Origin of the sequence: Ochrovirga pacifica (genome assembly GCF_000220525.1) — a bacterium.
Taxonomy (GTDB): Bacteria; Bacteroidota; Bacteroidia; order Flavobacteriales; family Flavobacteriaceae; genus Ochrovirga; species Ochrovirga pacifica.
The window spans coordinates 1-19,026 of sequence record NZ_AFPK01000068.1 but is presented as its reverse complement, the minus strand read 5'-3'; the positions used below and the strand labels follow the sequence as shown (position 1 = coordinate 19,026).

The window sequence follows — 19,026 nt, the reverse complement described above, 5'->3', positions numbered from 1 at the left end:
TGTTTTGTTTAAAGGAATTATTTGTAGAAAATAGGTTAAACAAAAAAGCAAAGAGCTGTTCCCAAAGCGCACACCAAAAAACTACCCAAAGCTATGTTTACATAACGGGTAGTTATAATAGCAGCCGCTACACCCACCGCATCTCCAAAGCTGTAGTTATAACGCCATTATGTAAAATAACCACTTTACCGTACTGAAATCAGTGCTTTACAATCAACTTACGTTTTTATTAATACTATATTTATCATTTTTAAGAAGTAAAAATTTATGAATGAGCAAGTTTTATATGATAATCCGTTAGAATTTTATGAATACTTACTTTTAGGTCCATTAACCATGACCTATTATCCATTAAGCAGTGAAGAAATACCTGTCTGGCAAGAATATTCAAATCTTTTAATTGATAAATTCGCTATACATTCTTCATCTTTTTTTCATTTATCAAAAGGCATTATAGAAAGGAAAAAGTCCGGAGAAGTTATTAAGCAACGAGGTTATGATTTATTTACAGTAAACTCAACTATAAGAGCCATAATTGAAACTTATTCTGCCTTTAATCACATCTTTGTTGAGCCTAAAACTTCAGATGAAAAAAAATTTAGATTTTTATTGTGGAAATTAGATGGTCTTTTTCAAAAACAAAAATTAGAGATATACGAAGATGATTTTGAAGGTGCAAAAGAAATTTTAGATAGTTATAAACTTGAAATAAGTAAAACAATTAATGAAATTGAAACCTCAAATTATAAAAACACCTTATCAGATAGTGAGCTATTGAAAATTTATAACTTGTCCAAGAAAAGAATTTCTTGGAGATTTTTAGTAGTAGAAAATAAAGTCAGGCCATTAAAAATAATTGAATTAGTAAAACATACTTGCAAACAAAGAGCATTTGTTAATGTATATAAAGATTCTTCTATTCACTTGCATTCTAACTATCCTTCACTTGAATATTTTAAGGGTTTTAGGGGTAAAGTAATAACAAAAGAATTTACAGATCCATTAGTCCGATTAGCAATATACTTAACATCCTTAATGATACATGATATTTGTTTTATTTCTAATGAGTCTAAAAAGAAATTTGAGTTGCTACCTGTTGAAATCAAAGACTTTATTAGTGGTATTAGTAAAAGTATAAAAGAAGAACATTAAGCTATGTTGAACCACTTTTCCCCACCACCCATTTCAACGGTGTAGGTTACAGCAATTATTAATGTTTTGCCTTGTGTCTGCGGTAAATGCCCCACTATTCCCCCTTTGGGGGTTAGGGGGCATCCACCTCAACACCGCGCATAAAAAAAGAGCATTTTTCAAATGCCCTTTATTTATATTTTCCACCGCGCCACATCAATAATCACTTCCACCTACGACACTTTGCCCCAAGAAAAGTGATCAGTTTTTTAAGTATTAGAGAAACAAAGAAACTCACGATTGCACCAACAATAGCCAAAACAATGGTAGTAATCAAATCCTCAACACCAATATTCAAAATTGATGAAAAGAAAGTACCACCAATAATGGCAGATTTGGTGTTATAGTCCATCGTCATTCTCATCTGTTTCAGTGTTTTCATCATCAGTAACAACTGCTTGACTTACTGTGGTGGCTACAGTTCCGGCAACGGTCATATAAGTAGCAATAGTTACCACAATGGCAGGCATGCTAATTGGTGCAGCTATAATCGCACCGCCAGCTGTAGCAAGAGCAATTCCAATATTTCGTAAAGTTTTAAAGAATTTGGGAGTTGGTTTTTTATAGCGTTCTACAATGTTCATAATTCTGAGATTTAATAGTTAATAAAATTGGTTCTTTTCGGTCTTTAGCCTGATACACCAAAGACAAGAGTTTCTGCATGGCATTTTTAGAGTAAATACCTTTGCCGGGACCATTCAAATAAGTTACTGGAGCAATACAACCTTGAAGTTCTTTCAACGCATCATTCGCAGGATGAAATAGTATAAAACTTCTACCTTTGACACCCTTCAAAATCAAATGATGTTTAAACCGTTTAGAAAAATGAGGTTCAACTTCATAAACACCTTCAGGAATACAGGAAATATTTCGTTTGTTATCGTTCCAGGGCAATTCAATAGTATGACAAAGAAACCTGTCTTGAGCGGAGTCGAAAGATTTACCAGAAGTAAAGAGAGCACCATTGGTGCCCTCTTCAAAATAGGCTCTATGCAGTACTAATTCCATACTTAAGGAGTATCTACAATAACAATTGCTAAAGCGTTGTAAGCACCGTTCTTAAGCTCGTACATTTGCCCATTTACCTCTTGGTAAAACTCAATTCCCAACACCTGAACAACAGACAAAGTTGAGTTAGCGGTCAAAGAAGCTGTCAAGGCAATAGCAGCTGTATCAGCAGCGGTATATGGTAGAATAGCAGTCTCATCATTTTCAAATGTCGAGGTCTCGTTCTCAAAATCCAATTCAGAAGCACCCATTACTACTTTAAAATGCGTGGTTCCCGAAGGAGCTGCAATTCTAACAGTTGGAGAAAATGCATCAAGGTTAACCGTAGCATCACCAGAAACACGGTCAAAAGCATTCGAGAACGGAGCAAAAAGTGTTGTACCTAACTTTCCATTCAAATTGAATTCAAAGCTGTTTAATAAGCTTAAATCACCATCCTGTAAGGTTCTTAAACCTCTTTCATTGGTTGTGTCGGTTTTGGTAACCGCAACCAAAGTTTTCGTCAAACGAGACACCACACGTTTGTCCTTTGCATTTTGCAAAAGAATACGAATAGCATTTCGTAAGAGCTTACCGCCTTTACCTGCTCGTCCAAATTCAGAGCCATTTTCACGCGTTCTCTGAAACGCAGGATCATTTGCGATGCGATTGCCATCAACACCGCCTTTCTCGCGTGCAAGATGTCCGTCAGTCGTTTTGTAAAAGGAAATACCACCGATAGTTCCTTTCAGTTTAATAATTCCAGTTTGTTTTGCCATAATAATTCGTTTTTTGATTAATGAAACCAAATCACGTAATTTTATAGCACGTTGTTAAAAAAGTAATTCCGTTTTCGGTCATTCATTCCGATACAACCAAAAACGTCATTAAAATATTGAAAACCCATTCGGGTTTCCAACATTTTAACAACGCATCATCATCACCATAATCATAAAACAATAAAGCATGGATGATGTACGGATAAAGCATAGATAAAGTATTATGACCCCAAAAAGAGCTTGCATATACCCAAAAGATATTCAGCGTATTACAGGACGTAGTGAACGTTATGGGCGTAAGCTTTTAAACGATATTAGAAACTACTTTGGAAAGGAGTCATATCAATTTATTACAATCAAAGAATTTGTTGAATACAGCGGAATAGAAGAGGAAATTGTCAACAAATATTTAATAGATTAATCATAATATTTGATGTAAATTGACTGGTTTTAATGGAGTTAAAATTGTAAATTTGTAGTAAGACGTTCAGATAAAAAATACTATTTCAAACTAACAGATAGGTCTACATTTCGGTTCACACTGTTTTAGTCTACTTCTGAAAGTATTGATTTTACTGCATAGTGGCAGTTTGGGTGTCATCCTGCCACCCCGACAAAAAGCCAAAACTTTCTTAAGTTTTGGCTTTTTTATTTTAGGTCACCTTCAAAAAATAGCACCTCCTTTTTACTTTATAAACACTTCCAATCGCTCCATCATAAAAAGTTATGCCAAATGCTATATCTAACTGTATAAAAAAAATTAATTTAGCGACGGATAAATTCTAAAAACGTAGAAAAATGTCAAATACTATTGAAAGAATAAAATGCTTGATTATCGGATCAGGTCCTGCAGGTTATACTGCTGCTATATATGCTTCTAGAGCAGACTTAAACCCAGTAATGTATACAGGAATGCAAATGGGAGGACAGTTAACCACTACTACAGAAGTAGATAACTTTCCTGGATACCCAAACGGAACCGATGGTACAGCAATGATGGAGGATTTAAAAAAACAGGCTGAACGTTTTGGAACTGAAGTTCGTTTTGGTTTGGCTACTGCTGTTGATTTTAGTAATGAAGTGGGAGGAATTCACAAAGTAACTATTGACGGTTCTAAACAAATTGAAGCAGAAACCGTAATTATTACCACAGGAGCTACCGCTAAATATCTAGGGTTAGAAAGTGAAGAGAAATTAAAAGGTGGTGGTGTTTCGGCTTGTGCTACTTGTGACGGTTTTTTTTACAGAAAACAAGATGTAGTTGTAGTGGGAGCTGGTGATACAGCAGCAGAGGAAGCCACTTACCTAGCTAACATTTGTAACAAAGTAACAATGTTGGTTAGAAAAGATTATTTTAGAGCCTCTAAAGCAATGGAACACAGAGTTAACAAAACTGAAAATATAGAAGTATTGTTCAATACTGAACTAGATGAAGTTTTAGGTGATAATGTAGTCGAAGGAGTTAGAGTTGTTAACAATAAAACAGGAGACAAACATGAAATTCCTGTAACTGGAGTTTTTATTGCTATTGGTCACAAACCAAATACAGAAATTTTTAAAGGTCAATTGGACATGGATGAGACCGGATATTTAATCACCAAAGGAAAATCTACCAAAACCAACAAACCTGGGGTATTTGCTGCGGGTGATGTGCAAGACCATGAGTACAGACAAGCCGTTACTGCTGCAGGTACAGGTTGTATGGCTGCTTTGGATGCAGAACGTTATTTAGGTAGCTTAGACTAAGTTACCTTTACCAATAATACATAAAGACCACTCTACAAGTGGTCTTTTTTATTTCTTCTTTTTGATTTGTTGCACTTTGTGCAGCTAATTCTTTAACTTTAGTGCTAGACTTAATTGCAATGAAACAACGTTTTTATTTTCCTCCTATTTCTTTCTTAAAATACTTTGGTATTTTTCTTCTAATTCTCTGTTCTATTTTATGGATTGGCTCTATTTTATTGAGCTCTATTATAAAAGACAAACTACAAAAAGTTGATGGACTTAGTATTAAAGAGGTAGACATTGCTTGGCATTTACAAGATGTAAATATATATGGTATAAACTATCAAAAAAAAGAACAATTACAAATAGAAGTTAATCAAATAAAGGTGCATAACTTACATTGGTTTTCTTTACTCTTTTCTAAAAAAATTCAATTTGATGACGTTTTAGTTCAGCATGGAAATATTTCATCACATCAAACTATATCTACCTCCAAAAAGCAAACAAAAACAAAAGAATTTGGTTACACTTTGGGAACTCATCAACTAGAACTGGTAGATTTTGTTTTTCATATTCAACACCCATCTAAAAAAATTCAAGCATCGCTAACCCAAGCTCAACTTAAAAATCTACATTATAACAATGGTAATTTTAGTTTTAGTGATTTTATGGTAGATGCCAATCAAATTACATATCAAAAAAAAGGAGGAGCGTATAGCATTCAACTTACCAAAATACAAGCTAGTAAAGACAAAACAATTTTAAGTGATTTACAACTACTCCCTAGCTTTACCACACAAGAATGGGAAACCAAATTTAAATATAAAAAACCAAGAACAGAGCTAACCGTTCCTAAAGTAGTATTACAAAACATTCACTTAGACAAGCTTTTACAACCCAAAAGAGTAATAGAGTTAGATAAAATTTTGTTGATGAACACACTCTTAAAAGTCGAAGTAGATGAGAATAAAGAGGCTAACCCTACTGCTTACAAACCCTTGCTAAATGAGCTTTTAATGTCTTGTCCGTTTCCTTTAAAAATTAATGAAATTACGTTAAACAATAACAGAATTGATATTGAGGTAAAAAGCAAAGCAACTCAAAAATTCAGTACAATTTATTTTGACAGCATTCAAGCTACTCTATATAACATACAGAATAAAAAAAACCACACCATCCGCACCCAGCTTTCTACCGCTGTTTTAGGAAAAACAAATATGAAATTAGAAATATTATTTCATACCCAAGCTCCACTATTTCCTTACGAAATAAAAGGAAGTGTAGCACCTTTTGATTATAAGATTTTCAATCCTTTTTTGCATCTAAATAGAAAAATAAGAATTGTTTCTGGAGCCTGTGATAAACTTGATTTTAAAATATTTGGAAACAACGACATTGCTCAAGGATGGGTGGCTATGGATTATCAAAATATAAAAATGGGGTTGTTAGAAGATACCCGAGTATATGATATAAAGGCGTTGCCCTCTTTTTTAATCAATCAATTACTAATAAACAACAACAACACACCCAAAAGCGAAGATCATCAAACTGGTACTATTTATTATGTTCGCCCAAAAAATAGATCCATGTATCACAGCTGGTGGTTTGCCTTAAAAAGCGGCTTTCAATCCATTATATTACCTGACTTAATAAATCCTAAAGAACTAGACAACTAACTTTTATGAATACCAACTTAGCCGTACTGATAGATGCAGACAACATCCCTGCAACCCCTGTAAAAGAAATGATGGAAGAAATTGCCAAATATGGAAATCCTACCATTAAACGAATTTATGGAGATTGGACTCGCCCACATTTGGCAAAATGGAAAGATGTTTTACTAGAAAATGCCATAACTCCCATACAACAATACGCATACACTACAGGAAAAAACGCAACAGATTCTGCCATGATTATTGATGCTATGGACATTCTGTACACGGACAAAGTAGATGGATTTTGTTTGGTTTCTAGCGATAGTGATTTTACCAAATTAGCCACTAGGTTAAGAGAGGCTGGCATGCAAGTTTTAGGAATTGGAGAAAAGAAAACCCCCACTCCTTTTATTGTAGCTTGCGATCGTTTTATTTTTATTGAAGTCTTACGAAAAAAGCAAAAACAAAGTGCCCCAGTTAAAAATAATGACAATGATAAAAATGACGACATTACTCCCAAAGTAATCCGACTAATTCAGTCCAGTATTTCGGATATGTCTGATGATGACGGATGGGCTTTTTTAGGAGATGTAGGTAGTTTGATTCAGAAAAAAAGGCCCAGTTTTGACTCTAGAAACTATGGTTTTGACAAATTGACTCCCATGATAAAATCTATTGGTTTGTTTGATATTGAACAACGAGAAAACAGTAAAAGCAGACACAAATTAATTTACGTAAAAAATAAATAAGCAAACCAAAAAACAACTACATTTGCTCGGTTATATTCCTTTAAAATCATGTTAAAAGATAGACGGTTTCCTGCAGAATGGGAACCTCAAAGTTTTGTGCAATTTACCTTTCCCACTCCAGAAAGCGATTGGGCGTATATGTACAAAGAAGTAGTTAATTGCTTTGTAAACATTATTCACACAACGGCAAATTATGTTCCTGTGTTGGTAGGCTGTTACGACGTACATAAGGTTCAATCTTATTTTACAAACATTAGCCCGTATCCAATTTATTTTGTTCAGGTTCCATCAAATGATACTTGGGCAAGAGATCATGCTGCTATTACTGTTTTAGAAAATGAAACACCAATTTTGTTAGATTTTATATTTAATGGTTGGGGGCAAAAGTTTAAGGCAGATTTAGACAATCAAATCACCCAAAATTTAAAAAATACGGTGTTAAAAAACGTTCCTAGCACTAAGTTAGATTTTGTTTTAGAAGGAGGAGCCATAGAATCTGACGGAAATGGAACACTGCTAACAACTAGCCAGTGTCTGTTGTCTATATTTAGAAATCCAACTTTAGATAAACATCAAATTGAAACCTATTTAAAAAAGCAACTAGGAGTTAAAAAAATATTGTGGTTAGATTATGGATATTTGGCTGGTGATGATACAGATTCTCATATAGACACCTTGGCTAGATTTTGCAACAACAAGACCATTGCTTACGTAAAGTGTGATGATAAGCGTGATGAGCATTATGAGGCTTTACAAAACATGGAAGCACAACTAAAAACATTTACCAACGTAAACCAGCAACCGTATAATTTAGTGGCTTTGCCTTGGCCAGATGCATGTTTTGATGCAAATGGAGAACGAATTCCTGCTACCTATGCCAATTTTTTAATTACTAATAAAGCAGTTTTGGTTCCTGTTTATAAGGTGCCACAAGACCCGCTAGCTTTGGAAATATTACAAACCATTTTTCCTGACAGAAAAATTATTGGTTTGGACTGTAAACCGTTAATTGATCAACACGGATCTTTGCATTGCATAAGTATGCAGTATCCCCAACAAGTTGAATTAAATATTTTATAATCTCTAACAACTATTGTATCTTTAAAAGGTTGGATGTTTCTTTAAGAAACAAAACAATCCAAATACAAAAAATCGTATTTTACATCATTTCATCATTCTAAAATGAATTTATTAAAAGTAGGTATTGTGCAACAATCTTGCACTACAGACAAACAAGATAACATCAATAAATCTATTGCAGGAATTAGACAATGTGCCAAAGAAGGTGCAGAACTAGTTGTGTTGCAAGAACTACATACAGGTATTTACTTTTGTCAAGCAGAAGAAGTTACCATGTTTAATTGGGCCGAAACCATTCCTGGTCCTTCTTACCATCAATTTGCGGCCATTGCCAAAGAACTAAACATTGTTCTGGTAACTTCTTTGTTCGAAAAAAGAGCTCCTGGCTTATACCACAACACCGCAGTAGTTTTTGAAAAAGATGGAACCGAAGCCGGAAAATATAGAAAAATGCACATTCCTGATGATCCTGCTTACTACGAAAAATTCTACTTTACTCCTGGCGATTTAGGATTTCAACCTATACAAACATCCGTAGGAAAGTTAGGTGTTTTGGTTTGTTGGGATCAATGGTATCCTGAAGCTGCTAGATTGATGGCCTTAGCTGGTGCAGAAGTTTTAATTTATCCTACCGCTATTGGTTACGAAAGCACCGATTCTGAAACAGAGAAAGCCAGACAACGTGATGCTTGGCAAATATCACAACGTGCCCATGCAGTTGCCAATGGATTGCCTGTTATAGCTGTAAACAGAGTAGGTTTTGAAAAAGACTGGACCAACGTTACTAACGGAATTGAATTTTGGGGAACTAGTTTTGTAACAGGTCCTCAAGGAGAAATTTTATGGCAAGGAACTCAAAAAGAAGCAATCAATCAAGTAATTACTATAGATAAACAAAGAACAGAAGACGTAAGAAGAATTTGGCCTTTCTTTAGGGATAGGCGAATTGATGGCTATGGTAATTTGACCAAAAGATATATAGATTAACCACTGATAAACAATATTTTACAATCGTTAAAAAAATAATTATTTTTGATGGTCAGGTCAAAAAAAAATTACTTTTACCAAAAATTATAAATCTATTTAACAACATTTAAAATGTCTAAAGTTTTAATCATTGGTGCTGGTGGAGTTGGTAGCGTTGTTGCACAAAAGTGTGCTGCTGCTCCTGAAGTTTTTTCTGAAATTATGTTGGCAAGCAGAACAAAATCTAAATGTGATGCAATTGCAGCTTTAATTACGGATAGAAAAATTCAAACCGCACAAGTGGATGCGGATAGCGTGCCAGAATTGGTAGCGTTGTTCAATGAGTTTCAACCTGAATTGGTAATCAACGTTGCATTGCCTTATCAGGATTTAACCATTATGGATGCTTGTTTAGAAACAGGCGTTAACTATTTAGATACTGCAAACTACGAACCTAAAGATGAGGCTAAATTTGAGTACAGTTGGCAATGGGCTTATCAAGATAAGTTTAAAGAAAAAGGATTGACCGCTATTTTAGGTTGTGGTTTTGATCCTGGAGTAACTAGTATTTATACTGCTCATGCGGCCAAACATCATTTTGATGAGATTCACTATTTAGACATTGTTGACTGTAATGCAGGAGACCACGGAAAAGCATTTGCTACCAACTTTAACCCAGAGATTAACATCCGTGAGGTGATTCAAAAAGGACGTTATTGGGAAAATGGACAATGGGTGGAAACCGAACCACATGAAATTAAACAAGCATTAAATTACCCTAATATTGGACCTCGTAACTCTTATGTTATATATCATGAAGAGTTAGAATCTTTGGTGAAGAACTTTCCAACCCTAAAACGAGCTCGTTTCTGGATGACTTTTGGTGATGAATATTTAACACACCTACGTGTAATTCAAAACATTGGAATGGCTAGTATTAAACCTATTCTATACAAAGGAGTAGAAATTGTTCCGCTACAGTTCCTTAAAGAAACCTTGCCAAAACCAGAGCAATTGGCAGATGGTTATACTGGTGAAACTTCTATAGGATGTAGAATTAAAGGAATTAAAGATGGAAAAGAAAAAACCTATTACGTTTGGAACAACTGTAAACACCAAGATGCATACGAAGATACTTCTTCTCAAGGAGTATCATACACTACAGGGGTACCAGCTATGTTAGGGGCTATGTTGTTTTTAACTGGTAAATGGAGAAAACCTGGGGTGTTTAATGTAGAAGAATTTAACCCAGATCCATTTATGGAATTGATTGGAAAATACGGTTTGCCTTGGCAAGAAGAAATCAACGGTGACTTGGAAGTAAACTAATTTTAAAAAAAATTAATAATACACCAATAGCAAGTATTTCTTTTTTAGAAGTACTTGCTATTTTTTTACTAATACATGGATTACACTAAAATACCCAACACAGCTTTTGTGTTAGACGAACAATTGCTACGCAACAACCTATCATTAATAAAAAATGTACAAGACCAAGCAGAAATAGAAATCATTTTAGCTTTTAAAGGTTTTGCAATGTGGGGAGCTTTTCCTATTGTTCAAGAATATATTAAAGGAGCAACCGCTAGCTCTTTGTACGAAGCTCGTTTGTGTTTTGAAGAAATGAAAACCAAAGCACATGTGTATGCTGCTGCTTATGTTCCTGATGAGTTTGAAGAATTAATGAGCTATAGCTCTCATATTGTATTCAACTCCGTGGCTCAATTCAATCACTACTACAAACAAACTTTAACGGCAAAACATAAAATTTCTTGTGGATTACGCATCAACCCAGAACAAAGTGATGTAGAAGTCGATTTATACAACCCGAGTTCCCCAAAATCTAGACTAGGAGTTCTTAAAGATTTTATGCCCGAAAAATTGCCTGAAGGAATTGAAGGGTTGCATTTTCATGTATTGTGCGAATCGGATTCCTATGCATTGGAAAAAACATTGATTGCTTTAGAACAACGCTTTGGTGATTATTTACATCAAATCAAATGGATTAATATGGGAGGCGGACACTTAATGACTCGTAAAGGTTATGATACGCAACATTTGATTCAACTTCTAAAAGCTTTTAAAAAAAAGTACAATGTGCAAATTATTTTAGAACCAGGAAGTGCATTTGCTTGGGAAACAGGCGTATTAACAACTACTGTGTTGGATATTGTACAAAGCAGAGGAGTGAAAACAGCCATGCTAGATGTTTCTTTTACAGCCCATATGCCCGATACTTTAGAAATGCCTTACAGACCCAAAATTGTAGGGGCATGCAATCCTGATAGCCATAGCAAATTTGTATATAGATTGGGAGGTACTAGTTGCTTAGCGGGTGATTTTATGGAACCTTATGCGTTTGAAAAAGAATTACAAATAGGCGACCAACTGGTTTTTAAAGACATGATTCACTATACCATGGTAAAAACCACTATGTTTAATGGAGTTAAACATCCAGACATTTGTATCTGGACAAAAGAAAACCGCCTTAAAACAATTCGCAAATTTACCTACCATGACTACAAGTCTAGATTGTCCTAAACAAAACACCTATTGCCATTGGCAATAGGTGTTTTTACAAAAACAAACAAAACGAAAATGTAATATGCTATAGGTTAAATTCTTTTTTAACTTGCTCTATCCATTGATTAATTCGCTCTTCATTCAATTCAGATTCATTATCATTATCTAAAGCCAAACCATAAAAATAAGCTGTATCATTAGGTATAATTGCCTTAGATTCGGTATGTTTATAACCCTCAACAGACCATTTACCCACTACTTCTCCTCCATTTTCTATTACAACTTCTGCTAAAATTCCTACTCCATCAATAAAATATTCTGCGTAACCTATTTGATCTCCTAAACCATAAATTGCGACTTTTTTTCCTGTAAAATCAATTGTTTTAAACTCTTCAAAAAAATCTTCCCAATCACTTTGCAAATCACCATCGTACCAGGTAGACAGTCCCAATAAAATTAAATCATAAGATTCAAAATCTTCTGCTTTGGCTTCAGACACTTCTTTTACGGCTACTTCCTTAAAACCCTCCACAATATCGTGCGTTAGTTCTTCTGTAATTCCAGTATCTGATCCAAAAAATAAACCGACTGTATGTTCCATCTTTTACTTAATTATAATTGTTATCACAAAGTTAATTTATTTTTATTTATTCTTAATAAATAAAAATAAATATTTCTAGTTTTATAAATGTGATAAAAATCATATAAATAAAGACTAAATAGTATTTATTTTACTTTATAGAAACAATAGCATAAAACATCTAAAATTTAATCTTATGAAAACCATCGACCATCAACCAGAATTAGACAATACTGTCGTCAGTGTAAAAGAATTTGTATACAAAAATATTCAGCCATACCACGGAGATTATAGTTTTTTAGTAGGTCCTAGTAGCAAGACACAAAAGCTTTGGGATATTTGTAAAAAAGCCATGCAAGAGGAAAGACAAAATAACGGAATCCGTGCTATTGATACAAAAACCATTTCGGGTATAGCCAATTTTAAAGCAGGTTATATTGATAAAGAAAATGAAACTATTGTAGGGCTACAAACCGATGAGTTGCTTAAAAGAGCAATGAAACCTTTTGGGGGTTATAAAGTAGTAGTAAAAGCACTACAAGAACACGGATTAGAGCCCAGTAGAGACATACAAAATTTATTTACTAAATATGTTAAAACCCATAACGATGGTGTTTTTGATGCTTACAATGCAGAAATAAAAAAATACAGATCCCTTGGATTTTTAACTGGTTTACCTGATAATTATGCTCGTGGTAGAGTTATTGGAGATTATAGAAGAGTTGCTTTATTTGGAATAGATAAATTGATTGCCGACAAAAAAGCAGATTTAGAAAATATTACAGGGCCTATGTGCGATGCTACCATCCGTTTAAGAGAAGAAGTAGCAGAACAAATAAAAGCTTTAAAAGATATGGTTTTAATGGGAAACCATTACAGTTTAGACTTAACTCGTCCTGCACAAAATGCAAGAGAAGCTGTACAATGGACATACATGGCTTATTTAGCAGCTGTAAAAGAACAAGATGGTGCAGCTATGTCTTTAGGAAATGTATCTACATTTTTAGACATTTTTATTGAAAAAGACTTAAATGATGGATTGATTACTGAAGAAGAAGCACAAGAATATATAGATCAGTTTGTAATGAAATTAAGAATGGTTCGTCATTTACGTATGGCTGCCTATGATGAAATTTTTGCAGGGGATCCTACTTGGGTTACAGAAGCTATTGGTGGAATGTTAAATGATGGTCGTAGCAAAGTAACCAAAACAGCTTTCCGTTTTTTACACACACTGTACAACTTAGGCCCTTCTCCTGAACCAAACATTACCGTGCTATGGTCTCCTTTACTTCCAGAAAATTTTAAAAAATTCTGTGCTAAAGTAGCAATCGACACATCGTCAATTCAATTTGAAAATGATGATTTGATGCGTATCTCTAGAGGGTCTGACGATTATGGAATTGCTTGTTGTGTATCTTACCAAGAAATAGGAAAACAAATCCAATTCTTTGGAGCAAGAACCAACCTAGCAAAAACATTATTACTGGCCATTAATGGTGGTAAATGTGAAAATACAGGAACACTAATGGTAGAAGGTATTGAACCTTGTGATCCTGATGAATACCTAGATTTTGAAAAAGTGATGTATAACTTTAAAATTGCCATGAGACATGTTGCTGGTGTTTACAACGATGCTATGAATATTATTCACTATATGCACGATAAATACTATTATGAAAAAGCTCAAATGGCTTTGATAGACACCAATCCACATGTAAACATTGCTTATGGTATTGCTGGTTTATCTATTGTAGCAGATTCTTTATCTGCTATTAAATATGCCAAAGTAAAACCAATTAGAAATGATGAAGGTTTAACAGTAGATTTTGAAATTGAAGGAGATTTTCCAAAATATGGAAATGATGATGATCGTGTAGATGTATTTGCAAAAAATGCTGTAAGAGATTTTAATAATGAACTAAAAAAGTTGCCTGTTTACAAAAATGCAGAACCCACTATGTCTGTATTAACCATTACCTCTAACGTAGTGTACGGTAAAAAAACAGGAGCTACACCTGATGGTCGTAAAAAAGGAGTTCCGTTTGCACCCGGAGCAAATCCTATGCACGGACGTGATACCAATGGTGCATTAGCTTCTTTAAACTCTGTTGCTAAAATTGATTATAACGATTCTCAAGATGGAATTTCTAACACATTCTCTATCATCCCTAAATCATTGGGAGCTAATGAAAAAGACAGAGTAGACAATTTAGTTGCTACGTTAACCGGATATTTTAACAACGGAGCACAACACTTAAATGTAAACGTATTAGATAAAGAAACTTTATTAGATGCAATGGAACATCCTGAAAACCACCCACAGCTAACCCTTCGTGTTTCTGGATATGCTGTTAATTTTATCAGGCTAACCAAAGAACAACAGTTAGAAGTAATTACACGTTCTTTCCATAAGTCTATGTAAACTAAACCATAAGTAGTAGTATTAGTTGTTATTAGGGATTCAAAAAATAAAACTGACTCTGTATTAGAGCCACTTTTTAAAAATAAAAAGTACAATCGGTATTTTTTGAATCCCTTTTTTTAACATTTCATCCCCTTTGCTATGAAAACTACAAACCACACACTAAACGTACATTCTATAGAATCTTTCGGAACTCATGACGGACCAGGTATAAGAATGGTTGTCTTTTTACAAGGCTGTAAACTAAAATGTTTGTATTGCCACAACCCTGATACCATAGACACTCAAGGTGGTTCTGAATATGAAATTGAAGATTTGGTACAACGTGCCATTCGGATGAAATCTTATTTTGGAAAAAATGGAGGTGTTACTGTATCTGGTGGAGAACCTATGTTACAAGCCAAAAACCTGATTACATTTTTCAAACGTTTAAAAGAAGAAGGTATTCATACCAATATAGATACCAATGGTAGAATTTTAAATCATCCTGTCAAAGAACTTTTAGACAATTATGCAGACTTGGTCATGCTAGATATTAAGCATATGACCGAAGAAGGCTATCAAAAAATAACAGGAGTAAAGAATAAAGAAACCACGTTTCAGTTTGCAAAATACAGAGAAACATCAGGCAAAAAAATGTGGTTACGCTATGTACTAATTCCAGAAATTACAAATACACCCGAACTTTTACATGCCTTGGGTAATTATTTTAAAAATTATAAGCATATAGAGCAAATAGAACTTCAGCCTTACCACAAATTAGGAATTCATAAATGGGAGGCTTTAGGGTGGGAATACGAATTGAAAAATGCAAGAGAAAATACAGAAGAAGAACTACAACAAGCAGCTCATATTTTAAGCAACTATTTTCAGAAAGTAAAAATTAATTAAAAACGAACATAGATGAAATCACAAAAAATAAAAAATCGATGGCTCATTGCAGCTTCAGCAGTAGGAATTCATATTTCCATTGGTTCTGTATACGCATATTCAGTTATGACAAATCCTGTAAAAGATGTGTTTGGTGTAGAAGGTAGTGTGATTAAATGGGCATTTAAAATTGCCATTTTATTGTTAGGATTGTCTGCTGCCTTTTTAGGAAGATGGGTAGAAAAAGTAGGACCTAAAATTAGTGGTACAACTGCAGGATTATTTTATGGTATTGGTGTTTTAGGTGCTGGCTTTGCAGTACAGTTAGAATCGTTAACCTTATTTTATATCTGTTATGGTGTTATAGGTGGTATTGGGCTTGGATTAGGGTATATTACCCCTGTAAGTACCTTGGTAAAATGGTTTCCAGACAAACGTGGTTTGGCAACAGGAATGGCCATTATGGGTTTTGGTTTTGCTGCTCTAATTTTTGGACCTGTAATGGCTAAATTATTTGAATCTGTTGGGGTTGCCAATGCCTTTTATATATTAGGAATTATTTATATGATACTAATTCTTTCATCTGCCAGATACATAGAAAGACCTCCGGAAGGATATGTTCCTAATGGTTTTAAAGCAGGAGCACAAAAACACATCAAACAAGATTTGTCTAACAGTAGTGCCAACGAAGCTCTAAAAACTTCTAGGTTTTATTACATGTGGATTATGATGTTTATCAACATCTCTTGTGGAATTGCAATTATTTCTGCTGCTAGTCCAATGATGCAAGAAAAACTAAACTACACTCCTATGCAAGCTGCTGCTGTTGTTGGTTTCATTGGTGTATTTAACGGCTTGGGAAGAATTACTTGGTCTACATTGTCCGATTATTTAGGGAGAGCAAATACCTTTATCATCTTCTTTTCTTTTCAAATACTTGCCTTTTACTTTTTACCTAAAATTCAGGTAGAAACTGCATTCTTAATTGTACTATTTACCGTAATTACCATGTACGGAGGTGGTTTTTCTACCTTGCCTGCTTTTTTAGGCGATTTGTTTGGAACTAAGCAATTAGGAGCAATTCACGGAATGGTATTGGCTGCATGGGGATTGGCTGGAGTTATAGGACCAACCATTTACGATGTGGTTAAAACCAAAACAGGTTCTTTAGATACCACACTAGTTATTTTTTCAAATTTATTCATAATTGCTCTTGTGTTTTCAATTTTAATGAAAATACAAATTTCAAATACTATCAAAACAAAAAAAGTAGCCATTGCTGCTTCTTAGTAGTGTTCTAAAAGCAATCAGACTACAAGATATTAACAATTTTATATAGATTTCTTTGTTTGATTGCTTTGAAAAAATAAGTAACTTGCCCATGCTAAAACTGTTATTTTAAAGAATTGTGGAAAAAATCAACCCTAAAGTATTTGTAAAACAATTATTTGTAAAAGATTTATTTGGAAAAGACTCACAAAGAGGAGTCAGTTTAACCTACGCATGGCTCGCTAATCAACTAGGCCATTTTACTTTAGGTTTTTTTCCAAGTATTGTTTTAAGTGTTTTATATAGAAATGAACATCCCCCTGTTTACTACAGTATTATAGTTGCCTCTGTGTGGGCTTATTTCGAGTTCTTCAACTTGGTACTTCCTTTATTTTTTTCAAAAAAGGATCGTGTTTTTAAACCCAAATGGGATCATCTTATTTTTGATACTATTACTGATGTTCTTTATTTTGCCTTAGGAGCAATGGTTTCTTGTGTTGTTATCAATCCGCTTAATCAAAATATAAAATGGGTATCAATTTTACTATTAATAGCCTTATTTTACCCTTTTGTTTATTGGTACACAACTAGAATTTATCAACAGTATGCTTACTTTCCTTTTCAATATCGATTATCTCAGTGGAAAGGTGAGTTTTTAGACGAAGAAGAAAAAGATATTGTTGAAAGTTATATTAATAATACTCCTAAATCTACAGGAAATCACTTATTAATCTATGGAAGTGTAAACGAAGGTAAATCAAACTTAGGAGTTGCCATTGCAAACGAACTTGCTCTAAAAAAACAAACTTGTACCTACATTACAGCAACCAAACTCTTTACTTTATTTCACAATCCTGAACAAATAAACAATGAATTACTTTGGACTTGGGATAATTGTAAATATCTTATTATTGATGATATTAATCCTGATAATTTTAATGCCATTACACACGAACAATTCTTAGAATTGGTAGATGCATTAACCAATGAATCTGAATCTAAAAATAGAGAAATTTTAAAGAATAAAAATGTGATTTGGGTTTTGGGTGTTAATAAAGAGGACGAAAAAGAAGAATGGTCACAATTACCTAAGGCTATTGGAGTTCCCAAGGATAAAATCAGTATTGTAAATCTCTCTTGGTAATAGAGATTTACAATATATTATTTTGATAAGCAAAACCAATCAAATGAGGTAAACTCTTTACATTAAACCTTCTGTATAAAGGTATAATTCTCTTTTCTATAGCAGATTGAGATACTCCTAACTCTTCCGCTATTTCTTTAAAAGCATAACCTTTTGCAGCTAAAATTAACGCTTCACGTTCTTTTCTTGAAATTGCATAATGCTGAAATAACTCCTGGTTTAAAGCAGCTTCAAATTCATTTACCTTAGGTCCGTAAGCGGCGTATTGCATTACATCACCTAACTTTAAAGTTTTTATTACCTCAGAGTAACCTATAATCTCCTCTATTTGTCCATTGTCCGCTTTATGAATACCCACTCTAGAAAACAAAGGTACTATTGTACCATTCTTATGTACCTTTTCTAACTCTAATGTAAAACTATACTCTTCTAGGTTCTCTGTTTGATTAGCCAAAAACATCATTGCTTTGTCATTCAACTCAGCAGAAAATTTTAAAAATCTAGGAGTTGTAATTGTTACAATCGTTAACATCGTAATCTCATCATCACTATACCCTAAAATTTCTTCCCATCCCTGTGCATATACCATTCTATTCTCTTTAAAAGAATATATGTATACTGCTTGGTTAGGGAATGATGGCAAAGTCTCTTTATAATGCTTATATGTTGGGTGTTCTTGGTCAACTGGTATATTGGTTACCAAACTCTTTGTGTGTGAACCTAAACTTTCTAAATCCATTAATTTGAGTATTATTTAAAAACTGCGTAAAGACACAGTTGTATATTCTTTATTACTAATTTAAATTTGTAAAAGGTAAAATAACTTTTACTTACCACAATAAAGGTATAAAATTTCTAAATTTTATGCTTCGAAAAAAAGAAAATAAATTGGGAAGATTTGCTATGATTTAACCGACCCTATCTAAAAAAAGTGTTAGTTTTAACGCTTTTTTTTTATGTCTAATTTTAAACTGTTCCTCTGTTTAAGCCTTTCATTTTAAGAGTATAAAAACAGGTATCCAAACAAAAACATCCCGATTCTGTTTATAGAATCGGGATGTTATCAAATAAAAAATCCCT

General features: G+C 33.7%; 19 protein-coding genes. 13 read left to right on the top strand and 6 right to left on the bottom strand.

Features of this window, described 5'->3' with window-relative positions:
- The first annotated feature begins 267 nt into the window (after window positions 1-267).
- The gene (locus FS85_RS0112820; protein WP_010136753.1) at window positions 268-1,152 is read left to right on the top strand and encodes a DUF5677 domain-containing protein; all 885 of its coding nucleotides are present in this window, start codon (window positions 268-270) and stop codon (window positions 1,150-1,152) included.
- A gap of 380 nt (window positions 1,153-1,532) precedes the next feature.
- Here FS85_RS0112820 and FS85_RS0112810 read toward each other — a convergent pair whose 3' ends face one another.
- The 4 genes from FS85_RS0112810 to FS85_RS16950 form a co-directional block, all read right to left on the bottom strand.
- Window positions 1,533-1,775 carry a hypothetical protein gene (locus FS85_RS0112810; protein ID WP_010136750.1) on the bottom strand — a complete coding sequence of 81 codons (243 nt, stop codon included), beginning with the start codon at window positions 1,773-1,775 and terminating at the stop codon, window positions 1,533-1,535.
- Complete coding sequence (locus tag FS85_RS0112805; RefSeq protein WP_010136749.1) at window positions 1,753-2,199, bottom strand: DUF5675 family protein; 447 nt, start codon at window positions 2,197-2,199, stop codon at window positions 1,753-1,755. The genes FS85_RS0112810 and FS85_RS0112805 overlap by 23 nt, the downstream gene beginning before the upstream one ends.
- A 2-nt stretch (window positions 2,200-2,201) precedes the next feature.
- The gene (locus FS85_RS0112800) at window positions 2,202-2,957 is read right to left on the bottom strand and encodes a hypothetical protein (RefSeq protein WP_010136748.1); all 756 of its coding nucleotides are present in this window, start codon (window positions 2,955-2,957) and stop codon (window positions 2,202-2,204) included.
- Between the two features lie 82 nt (window positions 2,958-3,039).
- Window positions 3,040-3,168: a hypothetical protein gene (locus FS85_RS16950; RefSeq protein ID WP_262496234.1), complete on the bottom strand. Its 129-nt coding sequence runs from the start codon at window positions 3,166-3,168 to the stop codon at window positions 3,040-3,042.
- A gap of 12 nt (window positions 3,169-3,180) precedes the next feature.
- On the opposite strand from FS85_RS16950, the gene FS85_RS0112790 reads away from it, so the two are divergent.
- From FS85_RS0112790 to nspC, 8 genes are all read left to right on the top strand, one after another.
- On the top strand, window positions 3,181-3,378 hold the full coding sequence (locus FS85_RS0112790; RefSeq protein ID WP_010136747.1) for a hypothetical protein: 198 nt from the start codon (window positions 3,181-3,183) through the stop codon (window positions 3,376-3,378).
- Window positions 3,379-3,755: 377 nt separating this feature from the next.
- Window positions 3,756-4,703, top strand: a complete 948-nt coding sequence (gene trxB, locus FS85_RS0112785) for a thioredoxin-disulfide reductase (protein WP_010136746.1) — start codon at window positions 3,756-3,758, stop codon at window positions 4,701-4,703.
- Window positions 4,704-4,822: 119 nt separating this feature from the next.
- A complete protein-coding gene (locus FS85_RS0112780) occupies window positions 4,823-6,361 on the top strand; it encodes a hypothetical protein (protein WP_010136745.1) in 1,539 nt (512 codons plus the stop codon).
- 5 nt (window positions 6,362-6,366) lie between these two features.
- The gene (locus tag FS85_RS16630) at window positions 6,367-7,089 is read left to right on the top strand and encodes an NYN domain-containing protein (RefSeq protein ID WP_010136744.1); all 723 of its coding nucleotides are present in this window, start codon (window positions 6,367-6,369) and stop codon (window positions 7,087-7,089) included.
- A gap of 48 nt (window positions 7,090-7,137) precedes the next feature.
- On the top strand, window positions 7,138-8,169 hold the full coding sequence (locus FS85_RS16625) for an agmatine deiminase family protein (protein WP_010136743.1): 1,032 nt from the start codon (window positions 7,138-7,140) through the stop codon (window positions 8,167-8,169).
- 102 nt (window positions 8,170-8,271) lie between these two features.
- A complete protein-coding gene (locus FS85_RS0112765) occupies window positions 8,272-9,156 on the top strand; it encodes a carbon-nitrogen hydrolase (protein ID WP_010136742.1) in 885 nt (294 codons plus the stop codon).
- A gap of 111 nt (window positions 9,157-9,267) precedes the next feature.
- Window positions 9,268-10,464, top strand: a complete 1,197-nt coding sequence (locus FS85_RS0112760; RefSeq protein ID WP_010136741.1) for a saccharopine dehydrogenase family protein — start codon at window positions 9,268-9,270, stop codon at window positions 10,462-10,464.
- Window positions 10,465-10,539: 75 nt separating this feature from the next.
- A complete protein-coding gene (gene nspC / locus FS85_RS0112755; protein ID WP_010136740.1) occupies window positions 10,540-11,676 on the top strand; it encodes a carboxynorspermidine decarboxylase in 1,137 nt (378 codons plus the stop codon).
- 67 nt (window positions 11,677-11,743) lie between these two features.
- Here nspC and FS85_RS0112750 read toward each other — a convergent pair whose 3' ends face one another.
- Window positions 11,744-12,259, bottom strand: a complete 516-nt coding sequence (locus tag FS85_RS0112750; RefSeq protein WP_010136739.1) for a flavodoxin — start codon at window positions 12,257-12,259, stop codon at window positions 11,744-11,746.
- A gap of 175 nt (window positions 12,260-12,434) precedes the next feature.
- Here FS85_RS0112750 and pflB point away from each other — a divergent pair, with 175 nt between their 5' ends.
- The 4 genes from pflB (at window position 12,435) to FS85_RS0112730 (ending at window position 17,946) form a co-directional block, all read left to right on the top strand.
- A complete protein-coding gene (gene pflB / locus FS85_RS0112745; RefSeq protein ID WP_010136738.1) occupies window positions 12,435-14,663 on the top strand; it encodes a formate C-acetyltransferase in 2,229 nt (742 codons plus the stop codon).
- 141 nt (window positions 14,664-14,804) lie between these two features.
- Window positions 14,805-15,554, top strand: a complete 750-nt coding sequence (gene pflA / locus FS85_RS0112740; RefSeq protein WP_010136736.1) for a pyruvate formate-lyase-activating protein — start codon at window positions 14,805-14,807, stop codon at window positions 15,552-15,554.
- Window positions 15,555-15,566: 12 nt separating this feature from the next.
- Window positions 15,567-16,823 (top strand): L-lactate MFS transporter, encoded by a 1,257-nt coding sequence (locus FS85_RS0112735; protein WP_010136735.1) that lies wholly within the window; start codon window positions 15,567-15,569, stop codon window positions 16,821-16,823.
- Between the two features lie 118 nt (window positions 16,824-16,941).
- On the top strand, window positions 16,942-17,946 hold the full coding sequence (locus FS85_RS0112730) for a P-loop NTPase family protein (protein WP_010136734.1): 1,005 nt from the start codon (window positions 16,942-16,944) through the stop codon (window positions 17,944-17,946).
- A 7-nt stretch (window positions 17,947-17,953) separates the two neighbouring features.
- On the opposite strand, the gene FS85_RS0112725 is transcribed toward FS85_RS0112730, so the two are convergent.
- Window positions 17,954-18,685: a helix-turn-helix domain-containing protein gene (locus tag FS85_RS0112725; protein WP_010136733.1), complete on the bottom strand. Its 732-nt coding sequence runs from the start codon at window positions 18,683-18,685 to the stop codon at window positions 17,954-17,956.
- Window positions 18,686-19,026 lie beyond the last annotated feature (341 nt).

Bases quoted from the DNA above. Each gene is read 5' to 3' on its own strand.
- FS85_RS0112820 (WP_010136753.1), top strand. From the start codon at position 268: ATGAATGAGCAAGTTTTATATGATAATCCGTTAGAATTTTATGAATAC.
- FS85_RS0112810 (WP_010136750.1), bottom strand. From the start codon at position 1,775: ATGAACATTGTAGAACGCTATAAAAAACCAACTCCCAAATTCTTTAAA.
- FS85_RS0112805 (WP_010136749.1), bottom strand. From the start codon at position 2,199: ATGGAATTAGTACTGCATAGAGCCTATTTTGAAGAGGGCACCAATGGT.
- FS85_RS0112800 (WP_010136748.1), bottom strand. From the start codon at position 2,957: ATGGCAAAACAAACTGGAATTATTAAACTGAAAGGAACTATCGGTGGT.
- FS85_RS16950 (WP_262496234.1), bottom strand. From the start codon at position 3,168: ATGCTTTATCCGTACATCATCCATGCTTTATTGTTTTATGATTATGGT.
- FS85_RS0112790 (WP_010136747.1), top strand. From the start codon at position 3,181: ATGACCCCAAAAAGAGCTTGCATATACCCAAAAGATATTCAGCGTATT.
- trxB (WP_010136746.1), top strand. From the start codon at position 3,756: ATGTCAAATACTATTGAAAGAATAAAATGCTTGATTATCGGATCAGGT.
- FS85_RS0112780 (WP_010136745.1), top strand. From the start codon at position 4,823: ATGAAACAACGTTTTTATTTTCCTCCTATTTCTTTCTTAAAATACTTT.
- FS85_RS16630 (WP_010136744.1), top strand. From the start codon at position 6,367: ATGAATACCAACTTAGCCGTACTGATAGATGCAGACAACATCCCTGCA.
- FS85_RS16625 (WP_010136743.1), top strand. From the start codon at position 7,138: ATGTTAAAAGATAGACGGTTTCCTGCAGAATGGGAACCTCAAAGTTTT.
- FS85_RS0112765 (WP_010136742.1), top strand. From the start codon at position 8,272: ATGAATTTATTAAAAGTAGGTATTGTGCAACAATCTTGCACTACAGAC.
- FS85_RS0112760 (WP_010136741.1), top strand. From the start codon at position 9,268: ATGTCTAAAGTTTTAATCATTGGTGCTGGTGGAGTTGGTAGCGTTGTT.
- nspC (WP_010136740.1), top strand. From the start codon at position 10,540: ATGGATTACACTAAAATACCCAACACAGCTTTTGTGTTAGACGAACAA.
- FS85_RS0112750 (WP_010136739.1), bottom strand. From the start codon at position 12,259: ATGGAACATACAGTCGGTTTATTTTTTGGATCAGATACTGGAATTACA.
- pflB (WP_010136738.1), top strand. From the start codon at position 12,435: ATGAAAACCATCGACCATCAACCAGAATTAGACAATACTGTCGTCAGT.
- pflA (WP_010136736.1), top strand. From the start codon at position 14,805: ATGAAAACTACAAACCACACACTAAACGTACATTCTATAGAATCTTTC.
- FS85_RS0112735 (WP_010136735.1), top strand. From the start codon at position 15,567: ATGAAATCACAAAAAATAAAAAATCGATGGCTCATTGCAGCTTCAGCA.
- FS85_RS0112725 (WP_010136733.1), bottom strand. From the start codon at position 18,685: ATGGATTTAGAAAGTTTAGGTTCACACACAAAGAGTTTGGTAACCAAT.